Annotated in this window: 15 protein-coding genes; 12 read left to right on the forward strand and 3 right to left on the reverse strand. The window is 52.6% G+C overall.

What is annotated here, in order from left to right; genetic code table 11:
• Positions 1–2: 2 nt before the first annotated feature.
• A complete protein-coding gene (locus tag PAECUDRAFT_RS01530; protein ID WP_006036327.1) occupies positions 3–557 on the reverse strand; it encodes a YhcN/YlaJ family sporulation lipoprotein in 555 nt (184 codons plus the stop codon).
• A gap of 120 nt (positions 558–677) precedes the next feature.
• On the opposite strand from PAECUDRAFT_RS01530, the gene PAECUDRAFT_RS01535 reads away from it, so the two are divergent.
• Positions 678–2009, forward strand: a complete 1332-nt coding sequence (locus PAECUDRAFT_RS01535; protein WP_006036328.1) for a PhoH family protein — start codon at positions 678–680, stop codon at positions 2007–2009.
• 131 nt (positions 2010–2140) lie between these two features.
• Positions 2141–3484 carry an ABC transporter substrate-binding protein gene (locus PAECUDRAFT_RS01540; protein WP_006036329.1) on the forward strand — a complete coding sequence of 448 codons (1344 nt, stop codon included), beginning with the start codon at positions 2141–2143 and terminating at the stop codon, positions 3482–3484.
• Between the two features lie 35 nt (positions 3485–3519).
• Here PAECUDRAFT_RS01540 and PAECUDRAFT_RS01545 read toward each other — a convergent pair whose 3' ends face one another.
• Positions 3520–4602, reverse strand: a complete 1083-nt coding sequence (locus PAECUDRAFT_RS01545) for a hypothetical protein (protein WP_006036330.1) — start codon at positions 4600–4602, stop codon at positions 3520–3522.
• A 116-nt stretch (positions 4603–4718) separates the two neighbouring features.
• On the opposite strand from PAECUDRAFT_RS01545, the gene PAECUDRAFT_RS01550 reads away from it, so the two are divergent.
• Positions 4719–5930, forward strand: a complete 1212-nt coding sequence (locus PAECUDRAFT_RS01550) for a class I SAM-dependent methyltransferase (protein ID WP_006036331.1) — start codon at positions 4719–4721, stop codon at positions 5928–5930.
• Positions 5931–6002: 72 nt separating this feature from the next.
• On the opposite strand, the gene PAECUDRAFT_RS01555 is transcribed toward PAECUDRAFT_RS01550, so the two are convergent.
• Entirely contained in the window at positions 6003–6239 is a 237-nt protein-coding gene (locus tag PAECUDRAFT_RS01555; RefSeq protein ID WP_006036332.1) for a DUF2626 domain-containing protein, read from the reverse strand.
• A gap of 272 nt (positions 6240–6511) precedes the next feature.
• Between PAECUDRAFT_RS01555 and PAECUDRAFT_RS01560 the strand changes: the two genes are divergently transcribed.
• The 9 genes from PAECUDRAFT_RS01560 to PAECUDRAFT_RS01600 all read left to right on the forward strand — a co-directional run bounded on the left by PAECUDRAFT_RS01560 (position 6512) and on the right by PAECUDRAFT_RS01600 (position 16268).
• The gene (locus PAECUDRAFT_RS01560) at positions 6512–7162 is read left to right on the forward strand and encodes an RsfA family transcriptional regulator (protein WP_006036333.1); all 651 of its coding nucleotides are present in this window, start codon (positions 6512–6514) and stop codon (positions 7160–7162) included.
• Between the two features lie 103 nt (positions 7163–7265).
• The gene (locus PAECUDRAFT_RS01565; RefSeq protein ID WP_006036334.1) at positions 7266–8249 is read left to right on the forward strand and encodes a ketopantoate reductase family protein; all 984 of its coding nucleotides are present in this window, start codon (positions 7266–7268) and stop codon (positions 8247–8249) included.
• Positions 8250–8267: 18 nt separating this feature from the next.
• Positions 8268–8663, forward strand: a complete 396-nt coding sequence (locus PAECUDRAFT_RS01570; protein ID WP_006036335.1) for a DUF3397 domain-containing protein — start codon at positions 8268–8270, stop codon at positions 8661–8663.
• 221 nt (positions 8664–8884) lie between these two features.
• Positions 8885–10543, forward strand: a complete 1659-nt coding sequence (bshC, locus tag PAECUDRAFT_RS01575) for a bacillithiol biosynthesis cysteine-adding enzyme BshC (protein WP_006036336.1) — start codon at positions 8885–8887, stop codon at positions 10541–10543.
• Positions 10544–10593: 50 nt separating this feature from the next.
• Positions 10594–11865: an adenosylhomocysteinase gene (locus PAECUDRAFT_RS01580; RefSeq protein WP_006036337.1), complete on the forward strand. Its 1272-nt coding sequence runs from the start codon at positions 10594–10596 to the stop codon at positions 11863–11865.
• Positions 11866–12079: 214 nt separating this feature from the next.
• Positions 12080–12517: a division/cell wall cluster transcriptional repressor MraZ gene (gene mraZ / locus PAECUDRAFT_RS01585; protein ID WP_006036338.1), complete on the forward strand. Its 438-nt coding sequence runs from the start codon at positions 12080–12082 to the stop codon at positions 12515–12517.
• A gap of 42 nt (positions 12518–12559) precedes the next feature.
• The gene (gene rsmH / locus PAECUDRAFT_RS01590; RefSeq protein ID WP_006036339.1) at positions 12560–13513 is read left to right on the forward strand and encodes a 16S rRNA (cytosine(1402)-N(4))-methyltransferase RsmH; all 954 of its coding nucleotides are present in this window, start codon (positions 12560–12562) and stop codon (positions 13511–13513) included.
• 80 nt (positions 13514–13593) lie between these two features.
• On the forward strand, positions 13594–14007 hold the full coding sequence (locus PAECUDRAFT_RS01595) for a septum formation initiator family protein (RefSeq protein WP_006036340.1): 414 nt from the start codon (positions 13594–13596) through the stop codon (positions 14005–14007).
• Positions 14008–14015: 8 nt separating this feature from the next.
• Positions 14016–16268 (forward strand): penicillin-binding transpeptidase domain-containing protein, encoded by a 2253-nt coding sequence (locus PAECUDRAFT_RS01600; protein WP_006036341.1) that lies wholly within the window; start codon positions 14016–14018, stop codon positions 16266–16268.
• Positions 16269–16310: the final 42 nt, after the last annotated feature.

The raw sequence follows: 16310 nt of genomic DNA on the forward strand, positions 1-16310 counted from the left end.
TTCTACAGATGCTTTTTCATTTTGGGGCCTTGATCCTTGCCAGGCTCGGGCTCGCGAGGGATCGTATCACGTGGCATCTGAGGCACGATGCGACCAATGATATCGGACATTTCTTCAGCGAAGCCAGCGAACGGACGACCGCGTCGGATGTCTGCGCCAATCTCTCGCAGGCGTTGAGACAAATCCATGTCAGCTGTTACAACTGCATCGATGCCATACGGGTCCTTGCGGAAAGCCTCTGCGACCGAATACTTGATCGTGCCAATCCGGGCGCGATCAAGCGTACTATCCACGTCTATGCCGACGACGGCGAGGTTGCCGGCAATGACGCAGTGAGCATTTTTAACGCCGTGAATGCCCTTTGCTAGCTCTTCGAGATGCACCTGTACTTGCTTGGGATCGCTGATTTGCTTGGCTCTAGGCTCTGTCTGCTGAGCTTTAACGCGATTATTATTCTGAGGAGAGGGTGATGTTTCGTTGCGTGCAACGGTACCGCATCCTGCCACCAGCAGGCAGATGACTGTCGCCGACGCAAGGCAACTGAGGAACGAGCGCATATCGCCACCAGACCTTTCACTAGTCACTTTTTGTCGTCGCTGCATAGTTTGCCCGAAGTTGAATATGGTTATGTATGCCTCTCGTTACCAGTTCTATTTCCGGCGCCAGGAGGGTCCGCGATGAAAAAAATTTTCGTGCTCGATACGAACGTGCTGCTGCATGATCCGCAAGCGATCTTCGCCTTCGACGACAATGAGGTCATAATACCGGCGGTGGTACTCGAGGAGATCGACTCTAAGAAGCGGCTCGCCGATGAGCTTGGCCGTAATGCGCGCTCCGTCTCTCGTCTGCTTGACGGGATGCGTGAGGAAGGTCATCTGCATGAAGGAATCGTATTGAAGAACGGTGGTCTGCTTAAGGTGGAGTTAAACCATCGCAGCTTCGTCCGCGTCCAAGAGATGTTCGGTGAAATGTCCAACGATAACCGGATACTCGCGGTCGCGTTGAATTACCATTTGGAGGAGCTAGAGAAGGGCACGAACGCCCACACCGTACTGGTCAGCAAAGACGTGTTGGTTCGCATTAAAGCGGATGTGCTCGGTTTGGAGGCCCAAGATTATTTGTCAGACCGGACAGTTTCCGCTACCGATCTGTATGCAGGGTATTCGACACTGCATGTTCATCCGTCTGTCATTGATGAATTTTATACGTACCGGTTTTTATCCGTTAAAAGCTTGCAGCTCTCGTCCCGATTGTACCCTAACGAGTTTATCATCCTCCGTGACGAGATGGGAACCTCGAAGTCGGCGCTGCTGAAGGTTAGCCAAGACGGCGTTCGGCTCGAGCCTTTATACCTCAGCAACGATGCGATATGGGGCATTACGGCGCGCAATGCACAGCAGCGCATGGCCCTTGAGCTGCTTCTAAATGACGATGTGCCGCTCGTTACCCTCACGGGTAAGGCAGGGACGGGCAAGACGCTCCTCGCGCTTGCTGCGGGGCTGCTGAAGGTCGAGGATGATCATAAATACAAGAAGCTGCTTATCGCTCGCCCAGTCGTGCCGATGGGCAAGGATATCGGCTATCTGCCGGGGGAGAAAGAGGAGAAGCTGCGGCCTTGGATGCAACCGATCTACGATAATCTGGAATATTTATTCGATACGAAGAAGAGCGGCGATATCGATAAAATTTTGATGGGATTGGGCAGCATTCAGGTCGAAGCGCTCACCTACATTCGCGGGCGTTCGATTCCTGGGCAGTTCATCATCATTGACGAGGCGCAAAATCTGACCAAGCATGAGGTGAAAACCATCGTGTCTCGGGTTGGGGAAGGAAGTAAAATCGTGCTGATGGGCGATCCGGAGCAGATTGACCACCCTTATCTGGATTCCATCAGCAACGGGTTGACGCATATCGTGGAACGCTTCAAGGCTGAGGGGATTAGCGGCCATATGACGCTGGAGAAGGGCGAGCGCTCCAAGCTGGCGCAGCTGGCAGCGGACTTGTTATAGGAAGGAACGGGGAAGGCGGACGCAGGCGATGCGTTCGTCTTCTTTTTGTTAGAGACAACGAACGCTGCCGTTTGCTATGATGGGTAGAGCAGGATTACAAATATACGACAAATTAGGAAAGGAAGGTAGCCGTGTATCGCAAATCTTCGATGCTGCTGCTGATTGTGTCGGTAGTGGCTGTCATCATCGTGCTGCTATCGCTACTAAGGCTTCCGGTTGGGCCGACCCCCGATTCGAAGGCTGGAGGCAAGCAGGCCGTGCTGCCCCCTTCGGGCGAGAAAGCAAGCGAGCCTCAAACGATTACCGTAAGCGTTTCCTTGCCAAAGGATCAATTTCAGGACTTGGAAAAGTCAGCAGAGCGATTCATGGAGCAGAATCCATCGATCACCGTCGAGCTGTCGAATATAGAACAAAACGATGCCTATGACCAGTGGAAGAAGGATGGCCAGCTAGGGAACGGCCCCGATGCAGCGCTCATGGATAATGCATGGGTGAGGGAGTTTGCCGTGCTGGGCTATTTGAAGCCGTTGGATGCCATGATGTCGAGCATGACGGATGCGTGGCTGGACGGGCTGGCTGATGCCGTGAACTGGAACGGTTATTGGTGGGGAATCCCGAAGGACGCCGATCCGCTCGTATCGGTATGGAGCTTGCCGCTGCTTGATACGTTAACCAGTAAGGGGGTTCCGGGCAACTGGGGCTCATTCGTTCAATTAGCGGTCTCGGCAGGGACGTCTGCGCCGAAGGTGCCGATCGTTCATTGGGAGGACGATCAGAGCGAGCAAATGCTCGTATGGCTCGATTCCTTCGCGACGGACGGGCAGAAGGCGGAGCAGCTTAAGCCATTTGATGAGGGAATGCTGAAACGATTGGATTTTCTCGCAAAAGGGGATGGGACAGCGTTCACGATCAGTCGTTCGCATGATTCAAAACTAGCGGACAAGCTGGCTGACGGCAAACTATTGTCGGCCGTTATGCGTTGGTCGGACTACGAGCACTTGTCGCCAGAGCTTCAATCGTTAATCGGAGTAGGCTACCCGCATGGGTGGTATGGCGGCCGCAGCTTTGTTGTTTTCGCGCATAGCGAAGGCAAGGAAGAGGCGTTAAAGCGCTGGATGCATCATATGGCGAGCGAGCCGGAACAGCAGGCCACATTCGATCAGTACGGGCTTCTGCCGGTGATCAAGCCGATCTATACGCAGTTCCAAGGTCAGCAGCAAGATTTAGAAGGCAGCAGAAGGGGAAGCAAGTTGTGGCTGGATGATTTGAGCCTGAAGCCTTCCCAAACGCCTGACCCAGCTTGGCCGAGGCGTCTTGAGCGCTGGCAGGAGCTGTGGGAGGGCAGCGATGGCGCGGGAGACTGGCTGGAACGGTTAGTTCAGCAGTGGCGCGTGCTTGAGCCAGAAGGTAATCTGAGCGATGGAGAGCAGGCTAACCGGAACCATACAGAAAACTCCAGCGCGATCTCGTCCTAATCGACGAGAATGGGCTGGAGCTTCCGGCAGCCGAGCTATAGTTTTACTTTTAGGATGAGGATCAGTTCGCCGTTCTCGATGCTGACGCTTTTGGCGGTCAGGAAGGAAACGATTTTTTGTGGATAGAAATTCAGGTCAAACTGCTTCTCCAGGTCTTGACGGGTCGTGTCAGGGAGCGCAAGGTCGTTGAATGTTAACGATTGGACGTGGAATTGGATGCTGCTCGGCTCCGTCTCGATCGTATAGCTGCCAGCAACCTCAACGGAGATGCCGTCTCTTTCGCCGCTTGCGATAACCTGACCGTCCTTGAATTGGAAGGCGAACTTGTTGAATAGCTCATTCTGTTCGCGCAAGAAATCATTGAGCGCTTGCTCGGGTATGCGAAGCGTGTATTCGAAGCCGTCGATTTCTAGCATCTCTTTATGATCCTGCACCCAGTCAGGCAGATGCTGCATCGCATCCGATAACGCTTTGAAGTAGGTCCGAACTTCGGAAAGCCCGACATTATTCCAATACTGGTTCATCTCTTCCATCATAAGCCGCAGCTTATCCGCATCCGAACGTCCTTCAAGTGTAATGTCCATTTCCTGCTGCAATTTCTCCACGCGTTCCCGCTGCTTGCGAAGAACGGCCTCTGTCTCGGCCAGCTTGTCCTTTTCTTCGGCTTGTCGGTCATATTGTTTGCGCAGCGCCAACGTCTGCTCGGCATACCGTTCAAGCACTTCGCGATCTCGGGATAAAATGAGATCCATATAGTCCAGCAGCATAAACCATTGCTGCAGCGAGTGAAATGAAAATAATGCGGCCAGCAGCCAATCGCGCTCGCCCATGTAATAAGAGCGAAGCACTTTGCCAGCTTGCTCACGCTGCTTGGCAGCGGACTGTTCTTGTTGGCTTATTCGTGCAGAGGTATCCGATAAGGATGCCTCAAGCTGGGTTTGCTTTGTTTGCACGCGAGCGATCTCTTTGTCAATTTCTACCACGGACAGGCTCTTTTCGAGCAATTCCTTGATGGCTTGTTCAGCGGGCGTTAGTGCAGCGGCTGCTCCGACCGTTTGGCCAAAAAATACAATAATGGCTAGAGCGAGCACGGCGGCACGACGCAGTAAAGCAGGCATGTCAGAACCCCCTTATTGCAGACATCATTGCACACATGAACGAGACGAGCTTCAGTTCAATGTATGCTTCCAGTTCTCCTATTATATCTCATAAGGCCCAAGGGGGAAGTGCAAATATGAGCGATAGATTGGAGCCGCCAACGGCGATCGCGGCCAAAATAGCAGAAGTCATTCAGAGGGAAGGCGCAGCAGCTGCGCCGAGCAAGGCGATTTCCTTTCAACGGTATATGGAGATTTGCTTATATGACGAGCAATGGGGGTATTATCGCAGCGGCGAGATTCGTACAGGCGTTGACGGTGATTTCTATACAAGCGCTGCGATCGGCGGCCTTATGGGGGAGCTGTGGGCGAGAGGCTTACGCGATCAGGCCATCGGCCAGCAGCGTGAAGCGGCCAGTCTTCATATTGGCGAGTGGGGAGCGGGTGCGGGCGCGATGGCAGCGCGTATGCTGCAATGCTGGGCGAGCGAATCGCCCGAATGGCTTTCGAAGCTTCATTTTCTGACTGTCGACGACCATCCCAAGCACGTTGCGGCTACGCGTTCGCGAATCGTGCAAGCGGTGACGGACACCGGCCATGCGCCTTTATCGATGTTTCATTTTAGTTCAACCGAAGCGTTTGATTATTTGAAAAATGTTGCGAACGATGCATCCGTAATGATCGTTGCGAATGAGCTGCTCGATGCGATGCCCGTTCATCGGGTCGTCAGGCATGAGGGAGCCCTTATGGAGCTGGGCGTATGCGTACAGGAGAATGAGCCGGGGATAGGATTTGGCTATGCCTATATGCCGCTGAGCACGCCGGCGCTTGCGGCGTCGCTTGAAGCGGACGGCATACCGCTCGCGGAAGGGCAGGAAACGGAAATCAATTTGGCCGCTGAAGCATGGCTTGCCCAGATGGGTCGAGTGATTCAGAGCGGCATGCTGCTCATTATGGATTACGGGCATGAAGCGGATGAATATCGAGCCGAGCATCGGATGCAGGGGACGCTGCTTTGTTATAAGAACCATGTAGCGCATAATAATCCTTTTCTCGCGCCAAGCGAGCAGGATTTGACGGCACATGTGAATTTCACTGCGATGCAGCGCGCCGCGCGTCGCGCAGGGTGGGAGGTTGCTTATATGGAGACGCAGAAGCAGTTTCTCATTGATCACGGCATATTGGAACTTTTGGCGGAGGATGCGGGCCGAGATCCGTTCAGCGCGACAGCCAAGCGGAACCGGGCAATTCGACAGCTGCTTCTATCGGATAATATGAGCGAGGCTTTCAAGGTGATGATTGTAACGAAGGGTTCGTTTCGATGGAAGGCGATTGACCTTCAAGACTAGCGTATAGCAAAAAACAGCCGGAATCTGAAGATTCCGGCTGTTTTTCTATGGTGTCACTCGTCTGAAGTTGTATTAGAACGGGAGTCCCATTTTGAATACGGTCCAGTAACTGAAGCCTACAAACGAAACGACCATGTATCCCCAGAACATCAATATGTATGTACGTTCCGAGAAGTTCAGATAGCCGAGCAAGATGAACGCGGCGGCTTGCATGAAGAACAAGAGCGACATTTCGGTCATGTCTCCTGCAAACGACATTAGCGCAATAACTAACGTCCAAAAGCCGAGAACTCGAAACATGCGTGCCATTCCCCATCCCCCTCTCTTTCATTCGACCTTTTTTTTCTATTGCCAATTATAACGTCACGTACAAGCAGTGTAAACAGTATCCACGACAATCCGCAAACTTTTTTGTGGATGAGCGTTAGGCGTGTTTGCTTTAAGTTTGTGCAATAACCGCAACAATCATGTATGAGCACAGAAAAAAATGGATATAAGAAATAGTATCCGATAGATTCTATGAATTCTACCAAGGGCATAGAGATAACTAAGCGCCTTTAACGTTAGGAGGTTTGGGTAGCATGACAGCAGTCAGACAAGATGCGTGGAGTGCGGATGATGACATCATCCTTGCTGAGGTAACGCTGCGGCATATTCGTGAAGGGGGCACACAATTAGGTGCCTTCGAGGAGGTCGGAGAGCGGATCGGAAGAACCTCGGCTGCTTGCGGGTTCCGTTGGAATAGCTGTGTACGCAAGCGTTACGAAGATGCGATCCAGATTGCGAAGCAGCAGCGGCAGAAACGCAATTATTTAAAGAAGCAATCGCTTGTAGCGTCACCGCATGTCTCGTCTCTATCGATTGTAGACGAGGATTCGAAAGCGATAAAGCATCACGAGACGCTTTCCGAAGAGAGTATAACGATAGAGGGCATTATTCGGTTTTTGCGGCAATGGCGCGGAGCCTATCAAGAGCTGCAACGCCAAGTGAAGCTATTGGAGAAAGATTTGCTTGACCGAGAGGAAGAGCTTGCTGATCTTCGCGATGAGAATCAACGGCTTTCAAGCGAAGTCTCGAATGTACAGACGGACTATCGGACCGTTAACGATGATTACAAGACCCTTATTCAAATTATGGACCGCGCGCGTCGGTTAACCGTACTGAGTGAGGAAGAGGAACAGAAGCAGCGGTTCAAAATGGATGCGAACGGGAATTTGGAACGCATTGAATAATGGATTGGCTTTGCATAGGAAGCGCCCCTCGCATGAGTAGATGCGGAGGGCGCTTTTGCGTTAGGATAGAAGGAGTTGGAGGGGCTGAAAGGGGGCATTAGCCATGCATGTATCGATCGTAGGCGGCGGAGCGATTGGGCTCTTATATGGCGCTAGACTAGCGATGGCGGCGTACGATGTCGCGATATGGACAAGAACGGGCAGGCAAGCAGAATTGCTGAATGAAGAGGGGATCGAATTCGTTGCACGAGATCGTTTGGCAGTCGTTCCGGTCGCGGCTTATGCGGTAGCCGATGGGGCTCAGCAAGACAATTATGCGTTATCGCATGACCGCAGCGTTGTATTCGTAACGGTAAAACAGCCGCAGCTTACAGATGCTTTGGTCGATCATGTTGCTTCCATAACTCGCAGCGGTGATTTCGTCATTGGCATGCAAAATGGTATTGGGCATATGGACCGTTTGATGCGAGCGTTGCCCGGACGGGTGGTGCTGGCAGGCGTTACGACGGAGGGAGCCCTTCGCCATCATCCTCGGACCGTCGAATTTACGGGGGAAGGACAGCTTCATGTTGGAAGCATAGCGCCTAGCCATCCTTCGATTCGCGACGAATCGACGCAAGAAGTGGAGAAGGTACGGGAATCAGGGCAAAAAATGTTGATGGACATGCTGGCGAAGGCAGGAATTACAGCCATTCTGTCGAATGACATGAGTAATCGGATTTACCAAAAATTGCTCATCAATGCAGTGATCAATCCGTTAACGGCTATTTTTGATCTATCGAATGGCATGCTTCCTGCACACGCTGCGCGGCGGGCGCTCATGCGTGCGCTCCACGAGGAGACCTTCACGGCGTTAAATGCTGCTGGCTATCAAGAAGAGGGAAGCGAAGAGAGCTGGGAACGGCTGCTTCAGGTTTGCGAGCGGACAGCGAGCAACATTTCTTCTATGCTGGCGGATGTGAGGCGCGGCTCGATGACAGAAGTGGATTGGATCAATGGCGGCGTATGCGAAGTGGCAGCCCGCTATGGACAAGCTGCTCCATTGAATGCGGCGGCTGTGTCGTTGGTGAAAGCATTAATGAAGTAAGAGGAGGGGGCGGCAGGCATGTGGTTATGGGAGAGCGTTAGGCACATTTATGCGTTCCTTGCGGTCATACCGGTCGTTCCGTTTGCAATTATTTATTGGGCGTACGGCGCGTACAGCAACAACCGCAAAAAAGCGTTCGGATTGGCGATGGACGTTACGACTGCATTGTTGATCGGTTGCGTTGCTGTGCTATTCGACCGTATTTTTAACATCCAATTCGGCATATATTTAATTTTGTTAGTGATGCTGCTGCTTGGCGGGTTTATCGGCAATATGCAGTTCAGGAAACGCGGCGTTGTCGATACGAAAAAGGTCGTTCGGGCGGTCTGGCGAATCGGATTTTTGTTTATGAGCGTGCTTTATGTGCTGTTTATGTTTATTGGGATCGGCAAGGTGCTGCTCACGCCGATGTAATCGAAATTGCAGCATAGCGGTTAGCCGTATCGACCGCTCATGAGCGAGCCTTCCTGCGGGAAGGCTTTTTAATTGGGCATCGGGATGGGCAATCGCTTTGACGCTTCGCCGCTCGATTGTGTACAATGAGATTTATGGTGCGCCAATTGCAGGGAAATAAACGCGAATGCGTACTGTGTGGATGACCACCCATTCTGACGCGGATCGAGGGCTGATTAGAGATGACATCTACGGTTTATTATGAGCTTCCTTCATCACAGCCGCTGAGCGAAGCTTATGGGAAGCGTACGGACAGCCGGTTGGAGTCGTTGCTGCACAGCGGCCACCCGTCTGACGAGCAAGCGTGGTTCGCGCGAGCGGAGAAGCTGGACCACATGTTAGGAATGCGCGCTCCAGCAGCAAGGATTGCAGAGGCGCTTCGGAGCTATAATGCTCGAATTGGCATGTCTCCCGAAACAGAATCTCAACTAGATGCAATCGAACAAGGTGCGTATGTCGTCGTAGGCGGCCAACAGGCCGGCTTATGGACAGGACCTCTACTAGTTATACATAAGGCCGTTACGATCATAAGTGCGGCTAAGCATGCGTCGGCCATACTCGGGAAGACTGTCGTCCCTGTATTTTGGATCGCGGGCGAGGATCATGACTGGGATGAAGCCAATCATATTAACGTGTCATCTGAGCAAGGTGTCCGGAAGCTCGCGATCGCTAGGCCGGAAGGGGCTAGAACGTCGGTGAGCCGCACGGCGCTGGATCTAGAAGCTTGGGAAAAGGCGCTAGCTGACCTTGAAGCCCAACTTACAGGCACGGAATTCAAAGAACCGTTGCTGGAGAAGCTTCGCGCATGGATCGGCGATGGCGTTTCGCTAAGCGACGTCTTCGCGCGAATGATCGCATGGCTATTCGGCCAAGAGGGCCTTGTCCTGCTGGACGCCGACGATGCGGCGCTTCGCCGGGTAGAGGCGCCGATGTTCCGCCGGATGTTAGGCGACAACGATGCGCTCGAAGCGGCTTATGCGGAAGCGGGCGCTCAAGTGCAAGCGCTAGGCTACGCTACGCAAGCGGCTGCGACTTCAGGGTGCGCGAATTTGTTCCTGTTCCGGCCAGAGGATCAAGCGTTTGGCAAAGCGGGCGACCGCGTGCTGCTCTACAAACGGGACGGCGGTTACACGGATAAGAAGGGAGATGCCTTCTGGAGCTCCGATGAGCTGCTGGCTTGGACGGACACGCATCCTGAGCGATTCAGCAACAATGTGCTGACGAGGCCGATTATGCAGGATTACGTGCTGCCTGTCTTAGGTGCTGTGCTCGGTCCCGGCGAAATTGCCTATTGGGCGCAGACAGGCGAAGCGTTCCGCCGATGCGGGATGGAAATGCCGATTCTTGTGCCTCGCATGTCATTTACGCTGGTCGAAGGCACGGCAGCCAAGCACATGGACAAATACGGGCTCACATTCGAAGACATCGCTGTTCGATTCGAAGAACGCAAGCAGGCGTGGCTGGCGGAGCAGGATCGGTTCGATATCGCGAATCGGTTTGCTGAGGTGAAGCGGGAATTTACGGCGTTGTATGAGCCTGTCGTTGAGCTCGCAGCAGAGGTTCAAGCAGGACTTAAAGCGCTTGGCACGACGAATATGAACAAAATCCTTGAACAAATCGCGTTCTTGGAGGCGCGAACGTCGGACGCGTTCCGTAAGAGCAATGAAGCGTCCCTGCGCCACTGGGATCGTATGGAGGCTGCATTGTGGCCAGCCGGGAAGCCGCAGGAGCGCATATTGAACATGACGGCTTATTGGAACCGACACGGCTCCAGTTGGCTGGAGAAGCTGTTGGAGCTGCCGTACGACCCGAATGGCGGTCATCGCATCGTGTATTTATAACGTTATCGTTATTTCTTTAATCCTATAAAAGATGAAGGGCAGTGGAATCATTGAGTATTGATGCTAAACAAACGAGTATTGTAGCAGACATGGCGCTTGCGCCAGAGGGACATTTGAAAATCGACTGGGTTAGCGCCCATATGCCGGTATTGAACCGGATCCGCGAGCAGTTCGAGAAAGACCAGCCGTTCAAAGGCTTGAAAGTAACGATTGCGCTCCACCTGGAGGCAAAAACAGCTTATCTGGCGAAGGTTGTCAAAGCCGGCGGCGCAGATGTGACCATCACGGGCAGCAACCCTTTGTCCACACAGGATGATGTGTGTGCAGCGTTGGTGGAAGACGGCGTAACCGTATTCGCGAAGTACAACCCAGAGCCTGCCGAGTACAAGGCGCTTATGCTCAAAGCACTCGATACGAAGCCGGATCTGATCATCGATGACGGCGGCGATCTCGTCACGATTCTCCACTCCGAGCGCCAAGATCTGATCCCGAACATCCGAGGCGGTGCGGAAGAGACGACGACGGGCATTATTCGTTTGAAAGCGCTGGAGAAAGAAGGCGCGCTGCAATTCCCGATGGTTGCCGTAAACGATGCGTTCTGTAAGCATCTGTTTGATAACCGTTACGGCACAGGCCAATCGGTATTTGATGGCATTAATCGCACAACGAATCTGGTCGTATCGGGTAAAACCGTTGTTGTCGTCGGCTATGGCTGGTGCGGCAAAGGCGTTGCGATGCGTGCCAAAGGGCTCGGCGCTAACGTTGTTGTAACCGAAATCGATGCAATCAAAGCGGTTGAAGCTTACATGGATGGTTTTGCGGTAATGCCGATGATTGATGCAGCTAAGGTTGGCGATATCTTCGTTACCGTAACAGGCAACCGTGACGTGATCCGTGGTGAGCATTATGAAGTGATGAAAAATGGCGCGATATTGTCCAACGCAGGCCACTTCGACGTGGAAGTCAACAAGCCGGAGCTTGAAGCGCTCTCCACGAATGTTCGTACGGTGCGTAAAAACATCGAGGAATACAAGCTGAAGGACGGCCGCAGCATTTATTTGTTGGCAGAGGGACGTTTGGTTAACCTGGCGGCTGGCGACGGCCATCCGGCTGAAATTATGGATATGACGTTCGCGCTGCAAGCGTTGGCGCTTCGTTTCGTGAACGAGCAATATGAGTCGCTGGGCGGCAAGGTAGCGAACGTGCCTTACCATCTGGATGAGCAAGTCGCTCGCTTGAAGCTGGAATCGTTGGGCATTGGCATCGATGCGTTGACGGCTGAGCAGCAATCTTATTTGGACAGCTGGAACGCGCACGAGTAAATTCAAGACCATAGAAGCAGGACTTAAGTCGGATCGTCAATAGACGATCCGATTTTTTGTTGTGACTATCTACGTAATTAATGTTTCATCCCATAAAATTTATAACTTATTCCGTGTTAGCGAGAAGGAATTTTATTTCAGGTGGCGAATAAGTGTGACTTAGTGGTGAAAAGTGGGGCGATGTGGAGGACTTAGGGGAAGAGGTGGAGCGGTCGTGTTCATGGGCGAGCATCAGCACAGCATTGACGACAAAGGCCGTCTCATTATTCCATCGAAGTTCCGTGAATCGCTTGGCGACACTTTCATCGTTACGCGTGGGCTTGATAATTGTTTATTCGTTTATCCTAGAAACGAGTGGAGTGTGCTTGAGCAGAAGCTTAAAGCGCTGCCGCTTATGAAATCGGATGCTCGTGCGATTACTCGGTTTTTCTTCTCAGGAGCTACCGAATGCGAGCTGGATAAACAGGGAAGGGTAAATTTGCCGAAGCATCTTTGCGAGTACGCGAAGCTGGACAAGGAATGTGTCGTGCTAGGCGTTTCGAGCCGCGTTGAAATTTGGAGCAAGGAAACGTGGGCTGGCTACTACGAGCAGTCAGAGGAAGCATTTAACGAAATCGCCGAGAAGCTCGTCGATTTTGATATCAATTTTTAGATGAGCAGCTAGATTTAGCAGCAGGAATGGGAGGTCTACCGCGTGTTTCAACATGTAACAGTGCTCATGGAAGAGGCGATCGACGGCTTAGCCGTTAAGCCGGATGGAATATACGTCGATTGCACGCTTGGCGGTGCAGGCCACAGCTCAGGGATCGTATCCCGACTAGGTGGCGGCGGTCGGTTGATCGCATTTGACCAGGATGATTGGGCGCACGACAATGCGCGTATCAGACTCGCATCCAGCATGGACAAAGTCACCTTGATCAAAAGCAATTTCCGCTATCTGGAGCAGCGTCTGCTCGAATGCGAGGGCGTCCCGCAGAAGGACGGCATTCCACAGGTCGATGGCATATTGTTCGATCTGGGCGTATCCAGTCCGCAGCTGGACGAAGCGGAGCGCGGATTTAGTTATAATCACGATGCCCCGCTCGACATGCGCATGGACAGGGACATTGCGCTCACAGCTGGCGATATCGTCAATACTTGGGACGAGCGCGACATCGCGCGCATCCTGATGGAGTACGGCGAAGAGAAGTTTGCACGGAAAATTGCACGGGAAATAGGTGCGGCAAGAGCGAATGCGCCGATTGAAACGACAGGCGAGCTCGTGGAGTTGATCAAAGCAGGCATTCCTGCCGCTGCGCGCCGAACGGGCGGGCATCCGGCCAAGCGTACGTTCCAGGCGTTACGAATTGCCGTGAATGATGAGCTGGATGCGGAAGAGGATGCGCTGGAGCAAGCGATTCGCTGCCTGAAGCCTGGCGGACGGGCTTCCGTCATTACGTTCCACTCGCTAGAGGATCGCATTTGCAAGCAAACGTTTGCCAAGTATTTGGAGAAGTGCAGCTGTCCGCCCGATTTTCCGTTATGCGTATGCGGGGGGCAAGGCGCGTTGAAGCTTGTAAACCGGAAGCCAATCGTTCCAAGCGAAGAAGAGCTTGAGGCGAATCCTCGCGCGCGATCAGCGAAGCTGCGTGTAGCGGAGAAGCTGTAATTGAACTTTGGACACAATGTTATAAACATATAGAGCAAGTCGTCGATCCAGTTGAACGGGATTTTAAAGGGGGGATCATCATGCCTTACACGAATGGGAATCTGGCTTTGCAGCCCAAACGTAAGCATGAACAACAGAAGCAGGTCGTCCGGGAAACGACACGTACGGTTGTCACGAAACGTACACTGCCAATGGGGGAAAAATTGCGGTATTTGTTAACGATTATCGGTGTTGTCTTCGTCTTGTTTTTCATCGTCTCGCGTTATGCTGATGTGTACAAAATCAAATACGAGACGAAAAAGATGACGGACGCGCAAATGAAGCTGACGACGGACATTCAAGAGCTGCAGCAGCAGGTAGAAACGTTGAAAAGTCCGGATTACTTGGCAAAGCAAGCTGCGAAGAATGGCTATTCTTTTCCGGTAGATGATGCGGGGAAAGAAATAACTGTTCGCAAGAAAAACGCGGAGTCATCGCCGGACGCGAGAAACTAGGTGATACCATGAGAAAAAGAATACAATTGCGCGTGATCTTCATGATCGGAGGGTTTGTTACCCTCCTTTTTGTTATCCTGATCGGGCGGCTCTACTGGGTGCAGGTGGTTAAGGCGGACTTCTGGCTGGGCAATGCTGAGGCTTATTGGTCGGCTTCCGAGAAAATGGTCGCGAAGCGAGGCGAGCTGCTGGATCGTAACGGCAACGTGCTGGCGATGGACGGGAAAGCGTATACGGTGGCAGTTAGCCCGAAGCAGCTAGACAAGCTAGGCATTACAGACAAGGTATCTTCGAAGCTAGCGCAGCTGCTCGGCATGACAGAATCGGATATGAAGAAGATAGCGACGGCCAAAAATGATAAAAACGAGCTATACCCACAGCGCGAGGTTCGTTCGAAAGGCTGGAAGATAGACAAAACGTTGGGCGATAAAATCGAAGCCTACAAGGAAGAGCTGAAAAAAGCGACGAAAAGCGTTGACGTGGGCATTTATTTGCTTGATGAGACGAAACGTTATTATCCAAAAAATATGATGGCCGCGCAGCTTATCGGTTACGTCGATAAAGAAGGCAATGCGAAATATGGGATGGAGTCCTTCCTGGACAAAACGTTGAGAGGCGAGGATGGATATCGAAAGTATCAGAAGGATGGAAACCGCATCCAGATCGATAGCGGAAAGCTTGATTTCAAGCCTTCTCGCGACGGCAAGAACATTACGCTCACGATAGATTCCGAGATTCAGAATTATGTAGAGCAAGCGATCAAGAAAGCGGCTGCGCTCTATCAACCGAAAAGCATCACAGCGATTGCTGTCGATCCAAATACGATGGAGATTTTGGGTTTGGGGAATTTGCCGACGGCGAACCCGAACGTATACTGGACGCAGGATCCAAGCGGGTTCTTTAACCATGCGGCCCGTTCGTTATATGAGCCAGGGTCGACATTCAAAATCGTTACATTGGCTGGCGCAGTGCAGGAAGGGATATTCAACCCGAATGCTACCTACATGTCCGGTCATATCGACATTGGACGCGGCGGCGGTGTTGTTTACGACATCAAACGCGGCGGTTGGGGCCCCATTACGTATTTGGAAGGGCTGAAACGCTCCAGTAACGTTGCTTTCGTTCATCTTGGCTATGAGGGGCTAGGCGAAGAGAAGCTTCGCAGCTATATTACGAACTTCGGATTTGGCGCGAAGACAGGCGTGGATCTGCCCGGGGAGCTCGTTGGATCGATCCGATTCCAATATCCGCGGGAAATCGCAAACGCCACCTTCGGACAGGGAGTTTCCGTAACGCCGATCCAGCAGGTTGCAGCGGTTGCGGCGGTTGCTAATGGCGGCAAGCTGTTAAAGCCTCAAATCATTAAGCAGATTGAAGATCCGGTAACGGGAGCGGTCGAGGTGCGTAAGCCTGAAGTCGTTCGCCAAGTGATTTCGCCGGAAACTTCGCGCAAGGTTGGCGAGTATCTGGAGCAGGTCGTTTCCGACCAAGATATCGGTACTGGTAAAAACGCTTATATCGATGGATATCGGGTCGCAGGCAAGACGGGTACCGCGCAAAAATGGGATAATACGTTAAAAGGCGGCAAAGGGGGCTATTCCAGCGAGAAGTATGTCATGTCTTTCATCGGCTACGCGCCAGTGGAGGATCCGAAAATTCTCGTCTATGTCGTCATCGATGAACCGAATGATAAGAACGCAGGCGGCGGTAAGGCGGCAGCGCCGGTATTCAAAGATATCGTGCAGCAAAGCCTGCGCTACATGGGCGTGAAGCCGCAGTTTCCTGACGGCGTTTCGCAAGAAGCGGTCGAGGCTGGCAAGTCGCCTACGATGTCTATGCCGGATTACAGCGGGATGAATCTTGCCAATGCGAAGTCCAAATTGGACAAAAGCGGACTGCAATACGAGGTTGCTGGCAAAGGAGCGACCGTCCTCCAGCAAATCCCGAGTCCAGGCACCGTCATTTCGTTGTCCCAGCGCGTTTATCTGATTACGGAGAAGCGTGAGCAGCTGACAGTGCCGAACTTGGTCGGCTCATCGCTGCGAGACGCGATGGAAGTCAGCACGCTGCTAGACATTCGTACCGTCACGGAAGGCCAAGGCTACGTCGTTTCGCAGACAATAACGAAGCAGAATGGCGAGCGTGTACTGAAGCTTGTGCTGTCACCGGATGTGAAGGATATTCCAACCAATGGCTCGAATGATGATGGCCAGACGTCTACAGCTGAAGACGATAAATCCAGCAAGCCCGGCAGTCCTTAATCGGACGCGGGCTTGTTCTATTGCTCCCTTGTCCCGAATACG

Origin of the sequence: Paenibacillus curdlanolyticus YK9 (genome assembly GCF_000179615.1) — a bacterium.
GTDB classification, from domain to species: Bacteria; Bacillota; Bacilli; order Paenibacillales; family Paenibacillaceae; genus Paenibacillus_T; species Paenibacillus_T curdlanolyticus.